The organism is Amycolatopsis halotolerans, assembly GCF_042647905.1.
GTDB classification, from domain to species: domain Bacteria; phylum Actinomycetota; class Actinomycetes; order Mycobacteriales; family Pseudonocardiaceae; genus Amycolatopsis; species Amycolatopsis halotolerans.
The window spans coordinates 204237-225947 of sequence record NZ_JBHRWI010000030.1; the positions used below are offsets into that span (position 1 = coordinate 204237).

Below are 21711 nucleotides of genomic sequence, written 5' to 3' on the forward strand. Positions count from 1 at the left end.
TCCTAGAGCTCGCCCGCCAGGAGCCGGGCGGTCTCGGCGGGGGATTCGACGGGGAAGTGGTGGCTGCCGAGGTCGACCAGCTCGATCCGGACCCGGTCGCCGTAACGGTCGATCGCCTCCTGGGCGATGATCGAGCGCACGGCGAACAGCACGACCGGCTGGGCGGCTTCGCGCAGCGCCGCATCCATGTCCCAGCGCGCCAGGCCTTCGAGCGAGTGCAGGCCGGCGGGCTGGCGTACAGAGCCCATCTTCTTGGTGTACGAGTCCACTAAGGACGGATCGGTGCCTTCGGGCGAGCCGGCCTCGACCATGCCGCGCATCGCACCGGCGAAGTCCTCCCGGAACGGCTGCAGCAACGCTTGGACGTCCGTCTCGCTCTGCGCGGGGAACAAGTTCAAGTAGTGCAACGCTTCGAGCGCGATGACCTGGGTGATCGTGTCCGGAAGCTGGCGCGCGGTCTCGACCGCGACCGCTCCGCCGAGCGAATGCCCCGCTACGACGGAGGAATTGACCGACTCGGCGGCCAGCACGGCGGCTACGTCACGAGCGAATTCCGCCATGGTCCACGTGTCGCGCTCCGACCGCGAGTCGCCGTGCTCGGCCAGGTCGACGGCCAGCACGCGGACGTCGGACGGGAGATGTTCGATGATCGTGTCGAAATCCCCGCGGTCGCAGCCCCAGCCGTGGATGAGCGTCAGCGCGGGCCCGTCGGCGGGACCGGTTGCGGTGTAATGGATTCTCGTGCCGTCCGGACGGCTGGTTTCGCGGTTCATGGTGGCTGTTCCTTCGCAGACGGTCTCAGAAAGCGCGGTGGTAGCGGACGGGCCAGGATTCTTGGGGCTGGTTTCGCAAGGCGAGGTACGGATCGCGCAGCAGCGGGCGTCCCATCAGGACGGCGTCGGCCTTGCCCTCGCGGATGACCTGGCCCGCTGTGGCGAGGTCGGTGATCTGGCCGACTGGCGCGACAGCCAGTCCGGACGTTTCCTTGAGCGCGGCGGCGAAATCGACGTTCAAGCCCTTCCGGTCCGGCGGCCGGGCGCCCCGATCGCGCACGAGCACGCCGGAGGTGACGTCGAGAAGGTCGATCCCGATGGCCGCCAGTTCCTTGGCGAACTCCGCCGCGTCGTCGAGCGTGATGCTCTCCTCGACCCAGTCGGTGGCGGTGATGCGGACGAACACCGGCTTGTCCTCGGGGAACGCCTCCCGCACGGCGCGGGCCACGCGCAGCGGGAGGCGCATCCGGTTCTGCGGGCTCCCGCCGTACTCGTCGGTGCGCTGATTGGACAGCGGGGACAGGAACTGGTGCAGCAGGTATCCGTGCCCGGCATGGATTTCGACGGCCTGGTAACCGGCCAGCTCGGCCATCCGGGTCGCGTGCGCGAACTCCTCGACGACCTGGTCCAAGTCCGCCGAGGTGGCCGGGCGGGGCATCGCCAGGTCGCCGAACGGGATCGCGGACGGTGCGATCAGGTCCCAGCCGCCCTCGGCGACCGGCACCGGTCCGTTCTGCCCGTCGCCGACCCACGGGACCTGGTGCGATCCCTTGCGGCCGGCGGCGTTCAGCTGCACCGCGGGCACCGCGCCGTGGCTGGCTACGAACGACGTGAGCCTCCGGTGCGCGAGTGCCTGTTCCTCGTTCCAGATCCCGAGGTCGGCGACCGTGCACCGGTTGTCCGGACTGATCGCGGTGGCCTCGACCATGACCAGCCCGACGCCGCCGATCGCTCGGGAGCCGTAATGCGCCAGATGCCATTCAGTCGGCAGACCGTCCGGGCCGGCCGCGTACTGCGCCATCGGGGACATCCAGACGCGGTTGCGGAAGGTGACGTCGCGCAAGCGCAACGGGGTGGCCTCCGGGAAGTCCGCGTTGGACGCGCTGAACTCGCTCATGCCACCACACGGTACGCCTCATTCCGCAATGCGGCACATACTGTGTCAGTTGGCGGCAAGCAAACGGCTGACCTCGACCGCGGCGGCCACGACCAGCGGCGCGAAGGCCTTCTCCCGCGCGCGGGTGTACCGCGTGTCCGGAACGGCGAGTGTGATGGCTGCCACCGGCTGTCCGGCCGGGTTCGTGATCGCCGCGCCGATCGACGACACCTGCGGGCGGAACCACGACGAAGACCCGTTGAGCGCGTACCCGCGCTTCGCGGCCTGTGCGATGTCATGACGGAGCGCGGCGAAATCCGGTGCCGGAGTCTTGGCGAACTCCGGAAGCTCGTGGGTGAACAGCTCCTCGACCTCGGATTCGTCGAGCAGTGCCATGATCGCCGTGCCGCCGGAGGTAGCGAGCAACGGCACCCGCGTGCCGACATCCAGCACGACCCGCACGACCTGGTCGGTGTCCTGGCTAGCGACGACGACGAGACTGTCGCCGTCGCGTTCGGCCAGCATCACCGTCTCGTTCGTCCCGGCCGCGAGTCGCTTGACGATCGGGTCGGCGACCTCCTTGAGGTCCGGCTTCCCGCAGTCGCGCAACCCGAGCGCCAGCACCCTCGGCGCGACACCCCAGCGCGCCCGCTCCTCGTCCACGACCTTCAGCCATCCGGCCTGCTGAAGCGTGATCAGGCCGCGCTGGACGGTGCTCTTCGGGATCTCCGTGCAGCGCGCCAGTTCGGAGACGCCGACCGGCTGTCGCTGGGCGACCTCCTCGAAGACTCGCAGCGTGCTGAGGACGCTGTTCATCGACCGGACACCCGGCTTGTCGGCTTCTTCGTCGCGCATGTGCCTCATCGTGGCACAGCGATACGATGGGGGCGCGCGTCGCAAGGGGAGGAAGCATGACCGAACCGTGGCAGTGGAGCGAGCAAACCTGGCGCGACCACGTCGGTCGCGTGCGTGCCGGGCGGCCGTTGCGGCCGGAATCCTGGCCGGGCGGCGCGAAGGTGGCGGTGGCGTTGTCGTTCGATTCGGACCACGAGACGCTCGCGCTGCGCGACGGTCACGTGCTGCCGGGCAAGTTGTCGCAGGGGGAGTACGGCTCGCGGGTCGGCGTGCCGCGGGTGTTGAAGCTGCTTGAGCGGTTCGGGGCGCCATCGACGTTCTTCGTGCCCGCGGTGTCGGCGTTGCTGCACGACGGCGAGGCACAGTCCTATGTGGACGCCGGACATGAGGTCGCGTTGCACGGCTGGATCCATGAAATCAATGCTCAACTGCCGCCCTCGGCCGAACGCGAGCTCACCTTCCGGGCCGCGGACACCTTGGAGCGGCTCACCGGCACGCGTCCAGTCGGCATCCGCACCCCGTCCTGGGACTTTTCCGAAACCACCCTCCCGATCATCCGCGAACTGGGCCTGGCGTACGACTCGTCACTGATGGCGGACGACGACTGCTACGAACTCCTCGCCGACGGCGAACCGACCGGCGTCGTGGAGCTTCCGGTGGAATGGATCCGCGACGACGCACCGTATTTCACGATGAATCGCTTCGGCTCGCAGCGCCCGTACACCCCGCCGAGGGGAGTGTTGTCGATCTGGCGCGACGAGTTCGACCTCGCCTTGGCCGAGGGCGGCCTCTTCCAGTTGACGATGCATCCGCACGTCATCGGGCATCGTTCCCGGATCGCGCTCCTTACCGAACTGCTCGAGCACATCGCTTCGCACGACGGGATCTGGTTCGCTACGCACGCTCAAGTCGCGGACTATGTTTCGGAACCCGCCGCCAGTGGATAGCCGCCACGACAACGCCGACGACCGCGGCTAACGCTCCGGAAAGGACGAACGTCGTGCCCATTCCGACGGCGTCGATCACCGGCTGCGCGATCAGCGGCGACGAGAACTGGCCGAGGAACAACGCGGACGTCAGCAATCCCAGCGACCTTGTCCGCACGCCGGGCGCTGCCGTCGAGACCAGCCAGCCGTTCACAGTCGGATTCTGCAGCCCGATCCCCAGTCCGACCACGACCATGCCCAGCGCGGCGGTCCACAACGCGCCCGCGGTGCCGAGCACGACCAGCCCGACGGCGAACGCGGCGAACATCGTGATCGCCAGCGTCGGGAAGGACCAGCGGGCACGCAGGCGGCGGAAGTTCAAGCCCACCAAGGTCATCACCAGATTGACCGCGGCGATCAAGGCTCCCGCGACAGCCGGTCCCGCGCCGCCGACTTCGGCCAGCCAGAACGGGGCCTGCGTCGGAACGGTGTAGAAGACCACGACGCCGATGAAGATCAGCGCGTACAACCCGAGCAATCGTGGCTGCCACGGTGACGCGGCTGTGGTGGTGTCTGTCGGATCGGCTGGCTGGACGGGTGCGTCCGGCACGAATCGCAGCACGAGGGCCAGCATCGGAATCGCCAGCAGGTAGATGGCGAACGGCCCTCGCCAGTCCGCCGCGGCCAGCAAGCCGCCGAGCAGCAGGGCGACGACGCCGCCGAAACCCATTGCCGCGCCTTGCAATCCGAGTACACGGCCGTGCTCGTCGGCGTGGTGGTGGTCAGCGATCAACGCGGTCGACGTGGTCATGATCCCCGCGATGCCGATCCCGAGCACGGCCCGTCCGACGAGCAGCGCGGGGAGGGAATCCAGCAGCAGGCCGGATCCGCCGCCGACGGTGTAGAGCGCGAGGCAGGCGACCAGCACCGGCACGCGTCCGGTCCGGCCGCTCAGCTTGGCCAGCAATGGGGCGGACACCATGATCGCCAGCCCAGGCAACGTGAGCACCAGCCGGACGAGAAGCTCCGCGTGCGGTTCGGCGGCGAAGTGCTGTTGCATGCCGGGAAGCGCTGGCGTGATGGTGGCGCTGGCCATGATGGTCATGGTGCTGACGCCGAGCAGCGTCGCCAGCAAGGACTTTGGTGGGCGCCGCACTCCGGCGTCAGTCGTTTCGGTCACGACGCCGAAGGTAGAACTTCAACCTAACTCGAAGTCAACGCCGCGACCGTGCTGGAAAGGTGACTGGCTCGAGCTTGGCGGTCACGCGGTGGACCTGGCCGGGCACGGCCAGCTCGGGGCGGCGGATCTCCTGGTACTCGTCGAGATGGGCGAGCCGCCGCCCTGGTATGCCTAGCCCTACCTTCGAGACTACGGGCAAACCGATCGAAGCCGGACAGCGCGCTGGCTAATCTGGATCGCGTGGCTACCGTCTCTCCCCTCGCGAAACCGCGCACCGTACTGGATGCCTTGGCGCGGCGGACGTTCCTGATTTCCTCCTGGCCGTGGCGGGCGTTGCTGTACGGCCTGAGCACCGGCCCGATGACGCTGCTGTTCGGGCTTCCGTTCGGGTTCTGCCTGCTGCCGCTCGCGGTGCTCGTCAACCGCGTCGTGCACGGGCAGACCTCCGACCTGGGGCTCGTCGCGGCATTCTCGGTGTTCGGGATGCTGCTGTTCCTGAGCGCGGGGCCGGCGTGGGCGGCGGTGGTGGCCGGGGTCGAACGGCAGCGGCTGCGCATGGTCGACCTCAACCCGGTGACTGTCCCCTTTGGACCAGCCAGCGAACCGGGCTGGTGGCCCCGAATGCGGGCGCGGTACACCGAACCGGCGTCGTGGCGCGAACTCGGCTACGCGGTTCTGTTGTGCACCGCGATTCCCGCGTTGTACGCGGTGGCGGGCATGGTCGCGTTGTTCGCGGTCGTTTTGGCGGCCAGTCCGCTGCTCGTGAACGCGAACGACACAATTTCCATTGGCTTCACGGAGGTTTCCACTCCGGGAGGAGCCGTTCCGTACGCGCTGGCCGGGGTGGTGTTACTCGTACTGTCGGGCTATCTGCTGTCCGGATGTGCTGGCCTGCACGCGATGTTGGCCCGTGCGCTGCTCACCGACAGCGCGGCCGAGAAGCTGCGCGGCGAGCTGACCGAGGTGTCGCAATCCCGGACGCGGCTGCTGTCGGCCTTCGATGCGGAACGCAAGCGCATCGAACGCGACCTGCACGACGGGGCGCAGCAGCGGCTGGTCGGGCTGAGCCTGCAACTGGGGCTCGCGAAGGTCGATCTGCCGCCGGATTCGGCCGCGGCGAAGGCGGTGTCGGACGCGCACGATCAGGCCAAGAAGCTGATGGTCGAGCTGCGTGAGCTGATCAACGGAATCCACCCGCGAGCGCTCGCCGAACTCGGCTTGCCCGCCGCGTTGGAGGAACTCGCGGACGGTTGCGCGGTGCCGGTCACTGTTGATGTGGCGGTGCCGTCGCGGTTGCCGGAGCCGGTGGAATCCACCGCGTACTTCGTGGTGGCCGAGTCGCTGACCAACGTCGCCAAGCATTCCGCGGCCAGCTGCGCCTCGGTGACGGCCAAAATTGTCGGTCGGCTCCTTACTATTGAGGTATGGGACAACGGGGCTGGAGGTGCTGATCCGACACGAGGTACCGGGATCACCGGGTTGAGCGACCGGGTCGCCGTGCTGGGCGGCCGGATGTGGGTGCGCAGTCCGGTCGGCGGGCCGACCGTCGTGCGAGCGGAGCTGCCGTGCTGAGGGGAGAGCCGATGCGGGTCGTCCTCGCCGAAGACGAGGTGCTGCTGCGCGAGGGATTGTGCGGGTTGCTGGAACGGTTCGGCTTCGAGGTCGTCGCCGCGGTGGGCGATGCCGAGGGGCTGCACACTGCTGTGCGCGAGCACGATCCGGACCTGGTGCTCACCGACATCCGGATGCCGCCCGGACATTCGGACGAGGGCTTGCGCGCCGCGGTCGAGCTGCGGCGCACGCGGCCGGAGCTGGCCGTGGTGGTGCTGAGCCAGTACGTCGAACACCACCACGCGGCCGAACTGCTCGATTCCGCCGAAGGCCGCGGGGTCGGCTATCTGCTGAAGGACCGGGTGGTCGACGTCGAGGAATTCGTCGGGACGCTGCGGCAGGTCGTCGACGGCGGGACGGCGGTGGATCCGCAGGTGGTGCGCCAGTTGCTGCGCCGCCGAGCCGACCCGCTGGCCCGGCTGTCGGCGCGGGAGCGGGAGGTCCTGTCGCTGATCGCCGAGGGCCACTCGAACGCCGCGATCGCCCGGCGGCTGGTGGTGTCGGACGCGGCCGTGGGCAAGCACGTCGGAAGCATCCTGTCGAAACTCGACCTTCCGCCGACGGACGACGGAAACCGGCGAGTGCTGGCAGTGCTGGCGTTTCTGCGCGGGGGCGGCTGAAACGGTGCGAGCGCAGCACAGTCCGCGCTCGCACCGCTTCATCGATCAGGCGGCGTTCACCACTGCGGTCAGGCTGGCCGCGAGTACGGAACGGTCCCGTCCAGCTGTCCACTGTGTACCGCTGTCAGTGCGATACTCCAGCAGCGTCAACGCTTCGCTGTCGTTGCCGGAGCCGATGCTCGTTTGGTGCAGCGCCACGATGTCGACCTTCCGCCCATGCGCGCCCAGCGCTGCGGTGAGTGCTTCGACCGGCCCGGTTCCGGTGTGAGTGGTGGTGTGCTTGGCCCCGTCGACGCGCAGGGTGATACTGGTGTGCTCGTCGCCTGAGTTGTCGAAGCGGGACAACGTGATTGCCGGATTCGGCTGGAGATAGGCCGCTTCGAACAGTTGCCACAGTTCGGTCGCCGTCACCTCGTGGCCGGAGTCGTCGGCGTGGTCCTGGACGCGGCGCGCGAACTCGATCTGCAGCCGACGCGGCAGCGTGATCCCGTACTCGCTTTCCAGCAGGTAGGCGATTCCGCCCTTGCCGGACTGCGAGGTAACCCGGATCACGGCGGCGTAGTCACGGCCGAGGTCGGCCGGGTCGATCGGCAGGTACGGGACGCGCCAGTCCAGTTCCCGAGCGGGCACGCCGGTTTCCGCGGCGCGCGCGTGATGTTCGGCGAAGCCCTTCTTGATCGCGTCCTGATGGGTGCCGCTGAACGCGGTGTGCACGAGGTCGCCGACGTACGGATGCCGCGCGTGGACCTCGATCCGGTTGCAGTACTCGACGGTGCGGCGGATCTCGTTGATGTCCGAGAAGTCGATCATCGGGTCGACGCCCTGCGCGTGCAGGTTGAGCGCCAGTGTCGCCAGGTCGACATTGCCGGTGCGCTCGCCGTTGCCGAAAATGCACCCCTCGACGCGTTCGGCGCCGGCCAGCACGGCGAGTTCGGCGCAGGCGACGCCGGTGCCGCGGTCGTTGTGCGGGTGTACGGAGAGGATCACCGAATCGCGGCGGGCGAGGTTGCGGTGCATGTACTCGATCTGGTCGGCGTACACATTGGGCGTCGCGATCTCGACGGTCGCCGGCAGGTTCAGGATCACCGGACGGTCCGGGCTCGCCTGCCACGTCTCGGTGACCGCGTCGCAGACCTCCAGCACGTAGTCCGGTTCGGTCAGGTTGAAGACCTCGGGGGGAGAACTCGAAGCGGACGTTCGGCAGGTCGCCAGCCGCGCGCAGGACGTCGCGGGCGCCTTCGAGGATCAGTTCTTTCAGCGACGCCTGATCGTGGCCGAGGACCACTGTGCGCCAGGTCGGCGCGGTGGCGGTGTACAGGTGGATCACGACGTCGTTGCGGATGCCGCGGATGGACTCGGCGGTGCGCTCGATCAGCTCGCGCCGCGCCGGGGTGAACACGACGATGGTGACGTCGTCCGGTGCCAGGTCGGTGTCCGCGAGCAGCCGGACGAAGTCGTAGTCGGTCTGCGAGGCGGACGGGTAGCCGACCTCGATTTCCTTGTACCCCATGCTGATCATCAGCTCGAAGAACTGGCGTTTGCGCGCCGGGTCCATCGGCTCGGCCAGCGCCTGGTTGCCGTCGCGCAGGTCGACCGGCACCCAGAGCGGGGCTTGGGTGATCCGGTTGCCGGGCCAGGCGCGGCCGCTGTTGGGGACGTCGACGCGCTGGTAGACGTCGCGGTAGCGGTGCGACGGCATGCGGGAGGGTCGCTGCCGGTTCCAAACGGTGTTCATCTGCGGTCCTTCAGGTGGTCGGAAGCCGACCGGCGCGCGTGCTCGCCCCACGGCGGGGGGCCGGTCCGGTCAGGCCCCGCCGTGGCGGAGAAGGAGAAGGAAGCGCGTGAACATCGAGGCGGAGCGTAACACAACTCCGCAGACAAGTAGCGGGGTTGGGGCAACTGGCCGCGGCGGGCGGCGCGAGCGCTTAGGATTGGCCCGTGGAGCTGGAATTCGTGCGGACCTTCGTCGCCGTCGTGGACGGAGGGCAGTTCCAGGAAGCGGCCGCGGAGCTGGGGATCACGCAGCAAGCCGTGTCCAAACGCGTCGGTGCGCTAGAGCGCGAGCTCGGGGTGCAGCTGTTCACCCGGACCGCGCGCGGTGCCCGGTTGAGCAGCGACGGCGAGGCGTTCCTGCCGCACGCGCGGGTGCTGCTGGACGCGGAGAAGCGCGCGCTCGCGGCGGTGCGTCCGGAGAAGCGCCCGCTGCGGGTGGACGTCCTCAATCGACGGACCAAGTCGGCGCAACTGGCGCTGAGTTTCCACCGGGCATTCCCCGAGGTGGCGCTGCAGGTGGTGACCACTGGCGCCGAGTTGAGCTTCGACGCCGCCGTCGCCGCGGTCGCGGCCGGTTCGGTCGACGCGGCGTTCCGCGGCGTGCCGAAGCGCGACCTGCCGGGCGGCGTGACGAGCGGAGTGGTGGACTACGACGCGCACGAACTGCTCGTCGGCCCGCGCCACCCGTTCGCCGACCTGCCGTCGGTGCCGATCGCGAAGCTGGTCGGCCACCGGATCTGGATGCCGGGGCTGTCGGCGAGCACGGAATGGGGCGCGTACTACGCGGAGCTTTCCGAGGCGTTCGACCTGACCATCGACGTGTCCGGCCCGGTCTTCGGCAACGAAACGATGCTGGACGAACTGGCGACGTCGCCGGACCTGTCGACCTTCGTGGGCGAGGGCTCGCGCTACTTCTGGCCGGACGAGTACGACCTCCGCCGGGTGCTGGTGGTCGACCCGACGCCGGTGTACCCGATGTCGCTGCTGTGGCGGCGGGAGCCGGCGCATCCGGATGTGCTGAAACTGCGGGATTACCTGGTAATGGGCCAGGAGCCCGGGGACAGGGTTTGGCTGCCTGGCTGGGAGCAGTAGGTCAGAGCGGGTGTTCGTACCAGACGTTCGGCTCGACGTACACGCCAAGATCCTGCTCCGTTGACGCCAGCACGGGTGCGATTCCGCCAGGCACGACGGTGTGTCCGTCTTCGAGGCGGACACCGGTCCACTCCTCCCATTGCGCGAGCGTGCCGGTGACGGTCATCGCGAACGGCGCGACCTTCCGGAACTCCGCGCCGAGCCGCTCGTGACTGCGCAGCCAAGGATCCGTGCCCCGGCCGAGATAGTCCACAATGGACTCCAGGGACGGTTTGCCGGTCGGCCGCACCGGCACGACCAGCTGGGAAAGCCCGGCCCGGCGCGCCCGGTTCTTCAACTCGACGAGCGCTTGCGCGGCAATCCCTTGCCCACGCGCGGCTTCCGCGACGTACGCCTCCAGCGCGACGAGCGTGGTCGGCTCCCGTCCGTCGAGGTGGTCTTCGGCGGCCCAGACGAGCGCACCGTCCCAGCCGTGGTCGGGCAGCTCGGTTCGTTCCGCGGTCGGGAAGGCGACCGGGATCGCCGCCGCTCGCGCGACGGGCACCTCGTCGTCGAGGAGGACCAGGAAGAACTCGGGCCAGCGCGCGGCGATCCGCTTCGAGCTGGCCAACCCGGCAGTGAGGCCTTGACCGAGGAACTCGCCGCCGACGAATCCCAATTGGAGCGCGGGACCGCGCAGCTCAGGCCGAGTGGCAAGGTCTTCGATGCGGATCATGCGGTCTCCCGTCGCTGCCGGGCGCGCCTGTCCGTGCGGGGAACCCTCACGGACTCTGATTCCGTGGGGGTTCCCCGCACGGACCGCAGCTCGGGAAGCGCTGACCTCACCGCACCGGAAGCGCCGACCGCCGCCTCCCCAACGCCGCCGGGTCGAGATTCGCCCGGGTCCCGGCCCGGTGTCCCTCCCGATACCCCGACCCGGACAACCGTCGCGGCGCGGCCGAGCGCAGGTCTCCGTACTCGCGGTCAAAAGCCTGCTGCACCAACGCCGTCCGGTCCCGTACCACCAGCTCCGCCGACTTCCCGCCGGCGACATCGGAGTACGTCCGCGCGGCGTTCTCCTCCGCCACGCTCAGCCGCTCGTGCACCGCACGCGCGAACCCGTGCAGCCAAGTCCGCCGATAAGCCGCCAGCGATTCGCGGAACACCCGCTCTTCGGGACGCACTCGCGTGAGCTGCGTGCTCGCCTGCAGCAACAGGCTGGTGTACAGCAGTTCGACCCGCGCGAGGTCGGTGCGAAAACCGAACACGGTGACCTCTTCGACCCCTTGGCCGACTCGGTGCAGCAGGGTCCGGCAGCGCAGCGGGTAAGCGATGCTGGTGAGCAGGCTGGCCTTGTCGCGGCTGTACGGATTGGCGATCGGCAGCCTCAGCACGGTGATGTCGTCGCCGCTTTGGCCGGACGCGGCCAGCATCGCGTTGTCGATCCCGTGCCGCGCGATCAGTTGCGCCGCTTTGGTGTTGTACAGCTCGGCTTCGGCGGGCGTGACGGCCGGGTCCTCGGCCTTGGCCAGCAGCTTCCGCACGCGCTCCAGCAACGTGTCGTGGTCGGGCATGACCCCCCTCTCCAGCAGGCGCGGCCCGTGCGGACCGGCATGGGGTGCACGGTAGGCGTGGGGTACGACAATATTCGATCAGATGTTCGGGAGTGACACTGGGCGCCCGCTTCGTCGCAGCCGTAGGCTCGGCACGTGTCTCCGCCTGTCACGCTGGACGTCGCGGTCGTCGGCTCGGGGCCGAACGGCCTGGCCGCGGCCGTGGTGCTCGCGCGGGCCGGGTTGTCGGTCGAGGTGTACGAGGCGGCTGCCGAGCCGGGCGGCGGGGCGCGGTCGAAGCACCTGTTCGACTCTGACGTTATCCATGACATCTGCTCGGCGGTCCATCCGATGGCCGCGGCGTCGCCGTTTCTGCGCCAGTTCGATCTCGACCTCTGTCATCCCGAAATCCCGTACGCGCAGCCGATCGACGAGAAGACCACAGCGATCGCGTACGCGGATCTCGAACGCACCTGTGCGCGGCTAGGGAGCGACGGGGAACGGTGGCGGCGCTTCATGACACCGCTGATCGAGCACAGCGCTGAGATCACCGAAGTGCTCCTCGGCGACCTTCGCCACCCGCCGCATCCGCGTACGGCGGCGTACATCGCGACGCGCGCTCTCGCGGCGACAGTGAATCCCTTCAAGAGCAAGGAAGCGGCGGCGCTGATAGCGGGTATCGAGGCGCACGCGCTCGGAAAGCTGCCCTCGCTCATCGGCGGCGGCATCGCGGTACTGCTGAGCCATCTCGCGCACACCACTGGCTGGCCGATTCCCCGCGGTGGTTCGCAACGCATCACCGACGCTCTTGTCGTCGACATCGAGGCGCACGGTGGTCGCGTACGCACCGACGCGCGCGTCGCCGACGTACGCGAGTTAGCGCACGCGCGCGCCGTACTGCTGGACTTAGCGCCCAAAGGCGTACTAGAGCTAGCAGGGCCGCTCCTGCCGGGGCAGTACCGCAAGGCGCTGGAGAAAGTCCGTTACGGACCTGCGGCAGCGAAGGTCGACTTCCTGGTCTCCGAAGAAATCCCCTGGCGCGAGAAGGAACTGGCCCAAGCCGGTACTGTCCACATCGGAGGGACGAGAGCCGAGGTGTACGCCGCGGAAAACGCGGTAGCTGCCGGGAAACGGGCAAGGGACCCGTTCGTCCTCCTCTCCCAGCCGATGGCCGCCGACCCGTCCCGCGGTCTCCCCGGCAAGCAGCCGATCTGGGCCTACGCCCATGTCCCGCAAGGAGATCCGCTCGATCCGACCGCCGCGATCATCCGGCGCGTCGAACGCTTCGCCCCGGGTTTCCGCGACACGATCCTCGCCTCGCGTGCGATCCCGGCGAGCGAGTTCGAGGCCTACAACCCCAATTACGTCGGCGGCGACATCGCGGCCGCCGCGGTCACGATGCGCCAGGTGCTGGGGCGGCCGGTCCCGCGCTGGGACCCGTATCGGACCCCGTTGCGCGGCGTCTACCTGTGCTCGGCCGCGACGCCGCCCGGGCCGGGCGTGCACGGAATGGCCGGTCAGCACGCCGCGGAACGCGTGCTGCGCAACGAATTCGGCTACCGTCCGGGCCGGACCAAGCCGGTTTCGTAAGCGATCACGACCGCTTGCGCCCGGCTGGAGATCCCGAGTTTGGGCATCAGCCGGTTAAGATGCGTCTTCACCGTGGCCTCGCTGACCAGCAGCTGAGCCGCGATTTCGCCGTTCGGCATCCCGGTGCCGACCAGCCGGAGCACCTCGCGTTCGCGCTCGGTCAGCCTGCTCAGTTCCGGCGCGGGCTCGGCAGGCGGCGCGCTCGTGTACGCCTCGACCAGCCGCCGCGTGATCGTCGGGCCGAACAGCATGTCCCCGCGCGCGACCGCCTGGATTCCGGAAATCAGCGTCTCCGGCGGACTGTCTTTGAGCAGGAATCCGGCCGCGCCGGCCCGCAGCGCGCGGTACACGTATTCGTCGAGGTCGAAGACGGTCAGGATCAGCACGCGCGGGTCTTCGGGCCCGGCGAGGATGCGGGCGGTGGCCGACACGCCGTCGAGGCCGGGCAACCGGATGTCCATCAGGATCACCTCGGGCCGCAGCCGCGCCGCTTCGCGGACGGCTTCCAGCCCGTCGCGCGCCTCGCCGACAACCTCGACGCCCGGCGCGGCGTTGAGCAGCGCGACGAGGCCGGCGCGGACGAGATCTTGATCGTCCACCACGAGCACACTGGTCACTAGCGTTCTCCGGAGGTCCGGCCCGGGTACGGGAGGGTCAGCACAACCTCGAACCCCGCCGGTTCGCGAGGCCCGATTTCGATTTCGCCACCGTACATACGCGCCCGCTCGCGCATGCCGACGAGGCCGTGACCGGCGGGATTGCCGTCGGCGCGCGGTCCGCCGCCGGAGTCGGCCACGCGCAGCCGCAGCGCGTCGGCCAGGTACTCGACGTCCAGCGAGGCGAACGAATCCGGCGCGTGCTTCAGCACGTTCGTCAAGGCTTCCTGCGCGACCCGATACGCGCACAGTTGCTGACCGGACGGCAGCGTCCGCGGCGTTCCGGCGACCCGCAGCCGCACCGTGAGCCCAGCCTCGCGGACCCGGCTGACCAGCGCGGGAAGCTCGTCGAGGCCGGGCTGCGGGCGGTATTCGCCCGGCTCGTGATGCGGCGGCCGCAGGACGCTGAGCAGGCGGCGGAGTTCGTCCAGCGCCTCGGTGGTCGTGCCGGTGATCGTGTCGAGCGCGCCGCGCGCGGTGTCCGGCGCGGACTCGAAGACGTACCGCGCGAGGTTGGCCTGCACGGAGATCACCGACAGATGATGCGAGACGACGTCGTGCAGCTCGCGCGCGATGCGCAGCCGTTCTTCCACGACCGCCAGTTCGGCACGGTCGGCACGTTCCGCGGTCGCGTGCAGAGCGAGCCCGCGAAGGTAGACGGAGTGTCCAATGAGGACGGTCGCGGACGCTTGCAGCACCGCGATCACACTGTCGCCGATCGGGTTCACGCTGTCGCTGACGAGCAGCGTGACCTCGAAACCGGCCACCGCGAACAGCGACGGCGGCCAGGCTTGCCGCACCGGATAACGCGCCCACACCGTGTACGCGGCGATCAAGATGTCGGGACGGCCGAGCGTCGCGCGATACCCGGCCAGTGCGAACGCGCCGACCAACAGGGTGACCGCGATCAAGACGCCGATCGGATAGCGCCGCCGGACCGCCAGCGGCACCGCGCCCGCCACCGCGAGCAGCAATCCGGGCAGCCCCGGACGGTCGCCGAGGGAACCGTGATGGACCGCCGCCCCGGCGAAAAGGAATAGTCCGACCGCGGCCGCCAGCAGCGAATCCGTGAGGAGCGGCCGCGCCCGCCAGATCCGCATCACGCGCCCGAAACTACCTTCCTGACCGGCGGTTTCCCAATTACCTACCGCAGGCGCGGCAGGCCGCCTACCGCCAGGGTTTACCGGCGGATGCGGCGAAGGGTGGATCCCGGGGGCGGATCGAGCGGTTACGGTCGGTGCTGAATGGTTATCCATTCCCGCTGCTCGGCGGAGAGCCAGGGGTGGGGAGGATTCCAGGCTCTCCGCTGAGCTTCACCCCAGATACGCGTCCAGCGTCACCGCCAACGCCGATTCCGGCGAAGGCGCGAAGCTCGCTCCGGCCAGTCCGCCCCACAACCACAGCTGCGCGAGACCGTGCAACGCGCCCCACAGCGACGCCGCGACGAGCCGAGGATCCGTACCTGGACGCAGTCGGTCGTCGTCCGCTTCAGCGCGGTCGAGGCGCACTAACTCCGCGAAGGTGTCGAAGACGGCACTGCTGGCCGCGACCAGTCCGGGCTCTTCGGGGTCGATGAGGTCGCGACGGAACATCAGCTCGAACATGGCCGGGTTCGTAACCGCGAAGTCGACGTACGCGTGACAGGCGGCGGTGAGGCGTTCGCGCGGGGTGCCGTCGGGCAACTGTGCGCCACGTTGGAGCAGCTGTGTGAAGCCAAGCGTCGCTACGGCCGACAGCAGCTCCGCGCGTCCCGAGAAGTGGCGAAGCGGCGCACCGTGCGAAACGCCAGCGGCCTTCGCGATACCGCGCAACGTCACGGCCTCGACGCCGGACCCGACGAGCAAATCCGCAGCCGTGCGGATCAACCGCTGACGCGCGCTCATACCTGAGCTTCGGAAAAGGCCACCGGCAGCAGCTCCGGACGCTTCGGCAGGAAGCCGTCGCCAGGGGACCGGCCGATGAGCCGGTTGCGCAGTCGCGTGATCCCCACCGGCAGCACTTCTTGCCACAGCCAGCGCAGGTCGGCGATCGCGTTGCCCTGTGCCGGAACGCCGGGCAACGGCTGCAGCCAACTGCCGTCGTGCGCCACGCCGAGCCGATCGAGCACGTGGCCGGCGACGCGGAGATGCCCGGCCTGCGACAGATGCAGCCGGTCCGGTCCGAAGTAGCGCGAATCGTGCGCGGCCTGGTCCGGCCACAGGTCGACGAGCTTCGCGCCGTAGCTGACGGAAGCCTCGCGGATGGCGTCGTTCAGCGCGGTGACCCGCGGCCGCATCCGCCCGCCGAGCGGCATGCGATGCGCGATGTCGCTCAAGGTAAAGGTGACCACGTTCGGCGCGATCTGCGTGCACTGCCGGATCGCGGTGTCCACGCGACGCGCGACCGTGCGAGCGTCCCAGCCTCGGCTCATCACGTCATTGCCACCACCGAACAACGCGATCAGATCCGGTTCGTGTCGCTCGGCGGTGGGCAGCTGCTCCGCGGTGATCTGGTCGAGCCGTCGCCCGCGAACGGCCAGATTGGCGTAGCGGAAGGAGGTTTCGTCGCGCGCGAGCCGCCCGGCGACGTAATCCGCCCAGCCGCGGTACTGGCTGTGATCCGGGTAGGGATCGTCCAGCCCCTCTGCGCAGCTGTCGCCGACGGCGACGAACGTGTGGAAACCCATTCCGCTCTCCGTAACCCCTGGTTCATCTTGTAGACACTGTCTATCAAAGTAGGTAGACGGTGTCTACACCCGGGGCCCGTTACCGTGTTGACTGAAGCTTCAGTCAAGGAGGTGCGGATGGCAGGCAAACGGGATCGCATCCTGCGGGCCGCGGTGGGCATGATCGCCCGAAACGGCGTCCGGGGGCTGCGGGTCGAGGAGGTCGCCGCGGAGGCCGGCGCGTCGACCGGGCTGATTTATTACCACTTCAAGGACCGGGCCGGGCTGCTGCGCGCCACCCTCGATCACGTCAACGACCGTGCCGAGCGTTACACCGCGCAGGAGGTGCCGGATTCGGCGGACGCGCGGGCCGTGCTGGAACAGACGCTGCTGCTGGAACTGCAGGACACCGCCGAGGTCCGGGAGAACAGCACGGCCTGGGGAGAGTTGCGGGCCAGCGCCGTCTTCGAGGACGACCTGCGGGAGCGTCTCGCCGAAGCCACTCGGCTGTGGGTCGCCGAGATCGCCGAACTGGTCGAGGCGGCGCGCTCGGCTGATGTTGTGACACCTGGTGGTCTCTCCGAACCCGCCGAACTGGTCGAGGCGGCGCGCTCGGCTGACGTCGTGACACCGGGTGGTCCCTCCGAACCCGCCGACGTCGCCGAGCGGCTGACGGCGCTGGTCGAAGGGCTGTCCGAGCGCTGGCTGTCCGGGACTCTCGACCTCCAGCGGGCGCGTGCCCTCGTCCGGGGGGCGATCGTCGCTGAGCTGGGTTGATCAAATTGACTAAATTTTCAGTCAGTGTCAGAGTGAGGCTCCGCTGACCCGCTTGGAGCTCACTCGATGACGCACGAATTCGTTTCCCGCCGTACCGCGCTCACCGCCGCGCTAGGGCTCGGCGCCGCGCTGGGCGCGGCCGCGTGCGGCGCCGAAACGCCAGCTCCGGCCCCGGCCGCACCCCCGTCGCCGGGCAGCAGCGGCGCGGCGTCCGCCGGCCGCGTGTTCGGGGCCGAATGGGAGAACCACGCCCGCACCCTCATGGCCTGGCCTGCTTCGGACGGCATCTGGGGTCCTGACCTGCCCGCGGTCCAGGCCGCCATCGCCGGGCTCGCCCGGGCCGTCGCCGGTTTCGAAAAGGTCGTCCTGCTGGCCGGTGCCGAACATCGCGACGCCGCCCAGAGCGCGGTCGGCTCCGACGTCGAGGTGGCCGAGATCCCGGTGGACGACCTCTGGGCCCGGGACACGGCCCCGGTCTTCATCCGGGACGCCGGAAAGCTGACCGGCGTCGATTTCGGGTTCAACGGCTGGGGCGGCAAACAGCAGCACCCCCGGGACGGCGCGGTGGCCAAGGCCGTGCTGGAGAAGTACCGGCTGCCCCGCATCGCGGCTCCGCTCGTCGCCGAGGGCGGCGCGCTGGAGACCGACGGCCAGGGCACGCTCCTGGTCACCGAAAGCTCGTTGGTCAATGACAATCGCAACCCGGGCAAGGACCGCGCGCGCGTCGAAGACGAGCTGAAACGGACGTTGGGCGTCACCACCGTGATCTGGCTGGCCGGGGTGAAAGGCGAGGACATCACCGACGCGCACGTCGACTGTCTCGTCCGCTACGTCGCGCCCGGTGTCGTCTTGCTGGACAAGCCGTTTCCCGGCGCCCCGGCGGACGTCTGGTCGCGTGCCGCCGAGCAGGCGCGCGGAGTGCTGGCCGGCGCCGCCGACGCGGCTGGCCGGAAGCTCGAAGTCGTCGACTTGCCCCAGCCCGACCCGGACCGGATCACCGGCCGGGGCGAGGCGTTCGTGTCGTCCTACGCCAATTTCTACGTCGCCAATGGCGCGGTGTTCCTGCCGAAATTCGGCGACGAGGCCGCCGACGACCGGGCGCGCGGCATCCTGGCCGAGCACTTCCCCGGCCGCGAGGCCGTCCTGGTCCCGATCGACGCGATCGCCGCCGGGGGCGGCGGAATTCACTGCTCGACCCACGACATGCCCGGCTGATGGGGAGCCGCCCGGCGCTCAAGCGTTTTTGTCGGTGCCCTGCGCCACTATGGCGGAGTGACTGCATGGAGAGATCAACTCAGCACTCTCGCTCAAGACCGGCTGCCCGCTGAGGTGGCGGCGAAATGGATCGAGCTGTTCCAACCCGGGATCCGGCTTGCCGCCAAGGGCACCGGACCGCGCGTGGGGCAGCTCGGCGGAAATCCGGCGCTGCCGGATGCCGTGGAATGGCCGATCTGGGCGGAGAAGGAGCCGCTCACGTTCGTCGCCGCGGTGGATTGCGCGTCACTGCCGCGCGAGTTCTTGACCATTCCGCTGCCGGAGACGGGGACGCTGCTGTTCTTCTCGTTCGACGGACGCTACGAACCCGATAACTACCAGCACATTCTGCCCGGCGATACCGGCGGCTATCGAGTGATCTTCGTGCCCGCGGGCACCCCGGTCGCCGAACGAACGCCTCCGGCCGACCTCGAGCCCTACCCACGTCGTGACGTTTTCGCGGAGATCGTGGCCACCGCCCCGGAAAGCGAGCACGTCCTGCTGGACCAGACCACGACCGCGAGCGGAGTGTCCTTGGCTGAAGCCGTCGAGGCAGGCCCCGAACCTGAGCGGATCGGTGCCCGGGTGTTCGGAAACCTCACCTGGGAGGTCAACGAAGGCACGCCGCAACATCAGATCGGTGGCTTCGCCACACCGGTCCAGGACGCTGTGGAGAACGAGATCGCGGCGGAGGTGCTGGAAGGCGGGTGGCAAGATCCGCGGCTCAAGGAAGAAGCGGCCCGCTGGGTGCTGCTCGCGCAGTTCGACAGTGACGAAGAAACCGACATGATGTGGGGCGACGTCGGGATGTTGTACTGGCTCATCCGGACCGACGATCTCAAAGAAGGCCGGTTCGACGCCGCCCGCTGCTTGATGCAGTGCGGCTGACGCTCAGCCCGAACGGAAATGGACCATGAAGATCTTGGTGGTGGGCGGAAGCGGCCTGCTGGGCCAGCACGTCCTCGACGAACTGCGGAAACGCGGGCACGAGACGACGGCGGTCGCGCGTACGGCACGTGAGGGAGTCGACCGGACGCTCGACGTCTCGAAGGCTTCGCACGACGAACTGCGCGAAGCCCTCGACGGACACGACGGCGTCGTCTTCGCTGGCGGCATGGATGATCGCGCGGTCGGACGCGGGCCGGTCGAGCCTCGGCTGCGTGCGGGGAACGTCGCACCTGTCGCCGCGTTGTTGCGCGCGGCGCGCGAAGCAGGCTGTACGCGGGCCGCGGTGCTCGGGTCGTATTACACGTACTTCGACCGCGTACGCCCGGAGTGGGGGTTGGCTGCGAAGCATCCGTACGTGCGCAGTCGGCTGGAGCAGGCCCGCGTCGCGCGCGAAACAGCGGGGCCAGAGTTGCCGGTGGCGGTGATCGAAGTGCCGTTTGTCTTCGGTGTCGCGGAGGATCGGGTGCCGCAGTGGTCGGTGCCGATCGTGAAGTGGGTCCACTCCAACTCGCCGCTCTTCGCGCCTCCCGGCGGGACTGCGGCGACGAGCGCGCGTGGAGTCGGGGTCGCGACGGCGGATGCGCTGGAGGCGGCGTCGGGCGCGGATGTCCCGGTGGCGGAGGAAAATCTGCAGTGGACGGACATGTTCGCCCGGCTGGCCGCGGCGGCGGGACGAACGCGTCCGGTGCGGTCGATGCCGTCCTGGCCGGTGCGCGGGGCGTTCAAACTCGGCGGATTTCTCAACGAGCTCAGCGGGAAGCAGCCGGGGTTGACGGTGCAGCACATGGACGGGTTGTTGTTGCGGGAGTTGTATTTGGAGCTGAACTATCAGGCTCCGGTGGACGACGCGATCCGGGAAACTGTTGCTGCGCGGTAAGAATCAGCCCAGCCGGGCGCGGTGAGTCCGCACCGCGGCCAGCCGCGGGTCCGAGAGTGAGAGCACCGCGGACAACGCGTCCAGAATAGCCAGATCGTCAGCCCCGCAGGAGGTTTCCCAGAACGACCACAACGTGTCCGCATCCCCGCTGTTCAACGCCAACTGCCGGACCTGCGCGCTGATCGACTCGCGTTCCTCCAGGATCGCGGGCGACTCCGACTCCGCGAGCAGCGGACCCTGGAACGACCGGACCGCCGCGGCGGCGTCGCCGGTGCGCAGGGCGGCTTTGGTGCGCAGGAAATCCGCGTCCACGGTGGCCGCGAGGCGGTACGGGCGTGTCTGCAACACCCCAGTGCCGAGCTGGGTGCGCAACCGGTGGATCTCGGCGCGCACGGTCACCGGGTTGCCAGCCTCGCCGTACAGCTGCAGGGCCAGCTTCTCCGCCGACAACCCGCGCGGCTGAAGCGCGAGCAAGGTCAGCAATTCGGCGTGCCGCAAGGTGAACGGGATGTCTCGACCGTCCACAATGGTCGATCCGGGGCCGTCGGTGAGGTATTCGAGCGACAACCGGCGGCGGGTCGCGGAGCCGGACGTGGCGATCCGCAGGAGGTAGCCCTCGTCCAGCGGGTCGACGATGGCGATCCGGCCGTCCGGCAGCGTCACGGTGCCGCCGCCTTTTCGTACCTCCACAGCGGACGGAAGGGTGCACGACTCGGCGGCCAGCACCCGTCCGCCCGCCGAAAGGAGTGCGCCGGGGCGGCCGCGCAGCGACGCCAGGTGTGGCATGTTCGCTCGCCGCACCTTCTCGTCGCGGACTGCCAGCTGGGCGCGCAGCCGTCCCTCGGCCAGCTGGGCCGTAGCCGTGACCAGCGACAACATCGCCGGATGCACGGTGCGGAGCGGGCCGCTGACGTCGATCGAGCCGAGCAACGCGCCGGTGTCCGGGTCGCGTACGGGGGCCGCCGCGCAGGTCCACGTGTGATAGCGGCGTACGAGGTGTTCGGCTGAGTAGATCTGCACCGGCTGGCCGGTCGCGAGCGTCGTGCCCATCGCGTTCGTGCCGATCGCCTCTTCGCTCCACCGGGTGCCTTCGGTGAGCGCGACCTGGTCCGCGCGCAGCAGCACGCCGGTCGCGCCCTCGCGCCACAGGATCAGCCCGTTCGCGTCGGTCACGATCATCATGTGCTCGGCGTCGTCGGCGATGCTCACCAGCATCTCGCGCAACAGCGGCAGCACCGGGGCCAGCGGATGCTCCGCGCGCAGGTCGGTGAGTTCGTCCGCCTCGAAGATCAGCGGGGCCTCGCCTGCGTCCGGGTCGACGTGCGCGGCCAGCGAACGCTCCCACGACGCCGACACCACCGAGCGGGGCGAGCGCGGCGCGGTGGCCCCGGACAGCACCGCCTCGCGGACATGCCGGAGCAGCCGCGCGTACGACTCCGGATCGCGCAGCAGGTCGGGTTCGGGCAGCTCCGCCACGTGAACGAGAGTAGAGACCCTGGTCACACCG

At 69.2% G+C, this 21711-nt stretch carries 20 protein-coding genes and 1 pseudogene; 9 read left to right on the forward strand and 12 right to left on the reverse strand.

The window, feature by feature from the left end; genetic code table 11:
- Positions 1 to 2 precede the first annotated feature (2 nt).
- Genes ACFORO_RS26645 through ACFORO_RS26655 form a run of 3 tightly spaced genes read right to left on the reverse strand, consistent with a single transcriptional unit; the run spans position 3 to position 2724 of the window.
- Positions 3 to 773, reverse strand: coding sequence for an alpha/beta fold hydrolase (locus tag ACFORO_RS26645; protein ID WP_377869167.1), 771 nt, complete (start codon positions 771 to 773; stop codon positions 3 to 5).
- Positions 774 to 798: 25 nt separating this feature from the next.
- Complete coding sequence (locus ACFORO_RS26650) at positions 799 to 1890, reverse strand: NADH:flavin oxidoreductase/NADH oxidase (RefSeq protein WP_377869168.1); 1092 nt, start codon at positions 1888 to 1890, stop codon at positions 799 to 801.
- 45 nt (positions 1891 to 1935) lie between these two features.
- The gene (locus tag ACFORO_RS26655) at positions 1936 to 2724 is read right to left on the reverse strand and encodes an IclR family transcriptional regulator (RefSeq protein ID WP_377869169.1); all 789 of its coding nucleotides are present in this window, start codon (positions 2722 to 2724) and stop codon (positions 1936 to 1938) included.
- Positions 2725 to 2780: 56 nt separating this feature from the next.
- On the opposite strand from ACFORO_RS26655, the gene ACFORO_RS26660 reads away from it, so the two are divergent.
- Positions 2781 to 3671 (forward strand): polysaccharide deacetylase family protein, encoded by an 891-nt coding sequence (locus ACFORO_RS26660; protein ID WP_377869170.1) that lies wholly within the window; start codon positions 2781 to 2783, stop codon positions 3669 to 3671.
- Here ACFORO_RS26660 and ACFORO_RS26665 read toward each other — a convergent pair.
- Positions 3619 to 4830, reverse strand: a complete 1212-nt coding sequence (locus tag ACFORO_RS26665; RefSeq protein ID WP_377869171.1) for an MFS transporter — start codon at positions 4828 to 4830, stop codon at positions 3619 to 3621. The genes ACFORO_RS26660 and ACFORO_RS26665 overlap by 53 nt on opposite strands.
- A gap of 240 nt (positions 4831 to 5070) precedes the next feature.
- Here ACFORO_RS26665 and ACFORO_RS26670 point away from each other — a divergent pair, with 240 nt between their 5' ends.
- Complete coding sequence (locus tag ACFORO_RS26670) at positions 5071 to 6402, forward strand: sensor histidine kinase (RefSeq protein ID WP_377869172.1); 1332 nt, start codon at positions 5071 to 5073, stop codon at positions 6400 to 6402.
- A gap of 11 nt (positions 6403 to 6413) precedes the next feature.
- Positions 6414 to 7061, forward strand: a complete 648-nt coding sequence (locus ACFORO_RS26675; protein WP_377869173.1) for a response regulator — start codon at positions 6414 to 6416, stop codon at positions 7059 to 7061.
- A gap of 45 nt (positions 7062 to 7106) precedes the next feature.
- Here ACFORO_RS26675 and ACFORO_RS26680 read toward each other — a convergent pair.
- Positions 7107 to 8796 (reverse strand): annotated as a pseudogene (locus tag ACFORO_RS26680) (2-isopropylmalate synthase).
- A 203-nt stretch (positions 8797 to 8999) separates the two neighbouring features.
- Between ACFORO_RS26680 and ACFORO_RS26685 the strand changes: the two are divergent.
- A complete protein-coding gene (locus tag ACFORO_RS26685) occupies positions 9000 to 9926 on the forward strand; it encodes a LysR family transcriptional regulator (RefSeq protein WP_377869174.1) in 927 nt (308 codons plus the stop codon).
- Position 9927: 1 nt separating this feature from the next.
- Here the strand turns inward: ACFORO_RS26685 and ACFORO_RS26690 are convergent, their stop codons facing one another.
- Positions 9928 to 10641, reverse strand: a complete 714-nt coding sequence (locus ACFORO_RS26690) for a Long-chain-fatty-acid--CoA ligase (RefSeq protein WP_377869175.1) — start codon at positions 10639 to 10641, stop codon at positions 9928 to 9930.
- Positions 10642 to 10747: 106 nt separating this feature from the next.
- Positions 10748 to 11479 (reverse strand): DUF2786 domain-containing protein, encoded by a 732-nt coding sequence (locus ACFORO_RS26695; RefSeq protein ID WP_370934007.1) that lies wholly within the window; start codon positions 11477 to 11479, stop codon positions 10748 to 10750.
- 135 nt (positions 11480 to 11614) lie between these two features.
- On the opposite strand from ACFORO_RS26695, the gene ACFORO_RS26700 reads away from it, so the two are divergent.
- On the forward strand, positions 11615 to 13048 hold the full coding sequence (locus ACFORO_RS26700; protein WP_377869176.1) for a phytoene desaturase family protein: 1434 nt from the start codon (positions 11615 to 11617) through the stop codon (positions 13046 to 13048).
- Here the strand turns inward: ACFORO_RS26700 and ACFORO_RS26705 are convergent.
- From ACFORO_RS26705 to ACFORO_RS26720, 4 genes are all read right to left on the reverse strand, one after another.
- The gene (locus ACFORO_RS26705) at positions 13015 to 13665 is read right to left on the reverse strand and encodes a response regulator transcription factor (RefSeq protein WP_354742809.1); all 651 of its coding nucleotides are present in this window, start codon (positions 13663 to 13665) and stop codon (positions 13015 to 13017) included. The genes ACFORO_RS26700 and ACFORO_RS26705 overlap by 34 nt on opposite strands.
- Entirely contained in the window at positions 13665 to 14804 is a 1140-nt protein-coding gene (locus ACFORO_RS26710; protein ID WP_377869303.1) for a sensor histidine kinase, read from the reverse strand. The genes ACFORO_RS26705 and ACFORO_RS26710 overlap by 1 nt, the downstream gene beginning before the upstream one ends.
- Before the next feature lie 213 nt (positions 14805 to 15017).
- Positions 15018 to 15587, reverse strand: coding sequence for a TetR/AcrR family transcriptional regulator (locus ACFORO_RS26715; RefSeq protein ID WP_354742807.1), 570 nt, complete (start codon positions 15585 to 15587; stop codon positions 15018 to 15020).
- Positions 15584 to 16369: an SGNH/GDSL hydrolase family protein gene (locus ACFORO_RS26720; protein WP_377869177.1), complete on the reverse strand. Its 786-nt coding sequence runs from the start codon at positions 16367 to 16369 to the stop codon at positions 15584 to 15586. Before ACFORO_RS26720 ends, ACFORO_RS26715 begins: the two co-directional genes overlap by 4 nt.
- Positions 16370 to 16486: 117 nt before the next feature.
- On the opposite strand from ACFORO_RS26720, the gene ACFORO_RS26725 reads away from it, so the two are divergent.
- The 4 genes from ACFORO_RS26725 (at position 16487) to ACFORO_RS26740 (ending at position 20204) form a co-directional block, all read left to right on the forward strand.
- On the forward strand, positions 16487 to 17125 hold the full coding sequence (locus ACFORO_RS26725) for a TetR/AcrR family transcriptional regulator (RefSeq protein ID WP_377869178.1): 639 nt from the start codon (positions 16487 to 16489) through the stop codon (positions 17123 to 17125).
- Between the two features lie 66 nt (positions 17126 to 17191).
- Entirely contained in the window at positions 17192 to 18340 is a 1149-nt protein-coding gene (locus ACFORO_RS26730; RefSeq protein WP_377869179.1) for an agmatine deiminase family protein, read from the forward strand.
- Positions 18341 to 18397: 57 nt separating this feature from the next.
- Complete coding sequence (locus ACFORO_RS26735; protein ID WP_377869180.1) at positions 18398 to 19267, forward strand: YwqG family protein; 870 nt, start codon at positions 18398 to 18400, stop codon at positions 19265 to 19267.
- A 25-nt stretch (positions 19268 to 19292) separates the two neighbouring features.
- Positions 19293 to 20204, forward strand: a complete 912-nt coding sequence (locus tag ACFORO_RS26740) for an NAD-dependent epimerase/dehydratase family protein (protein ID WP_377869181.1) — start codon at positions 19293 to 19295, stop codon at positions 20202 to 20204.
- A gap of 3 nt (positions 20205 to 20207) precedes the next feature.
- Here the strand turns inward: ACFORO_RS26740 and ACFORO_RS26745 are convergent, their stop codons facing one another.
- Entirely contained in the window at positions 20208 to 21680 is a 1473-nt protein-coding gene (locus ACFORO_RS26745) for a helix-turn-helix domain-containing protein (RefSeq protein WP_377869182.1), read from the reverse strand.
- Between the last annotated feature and the right edge of the window lie 31 nt (positions 21681 to 21711).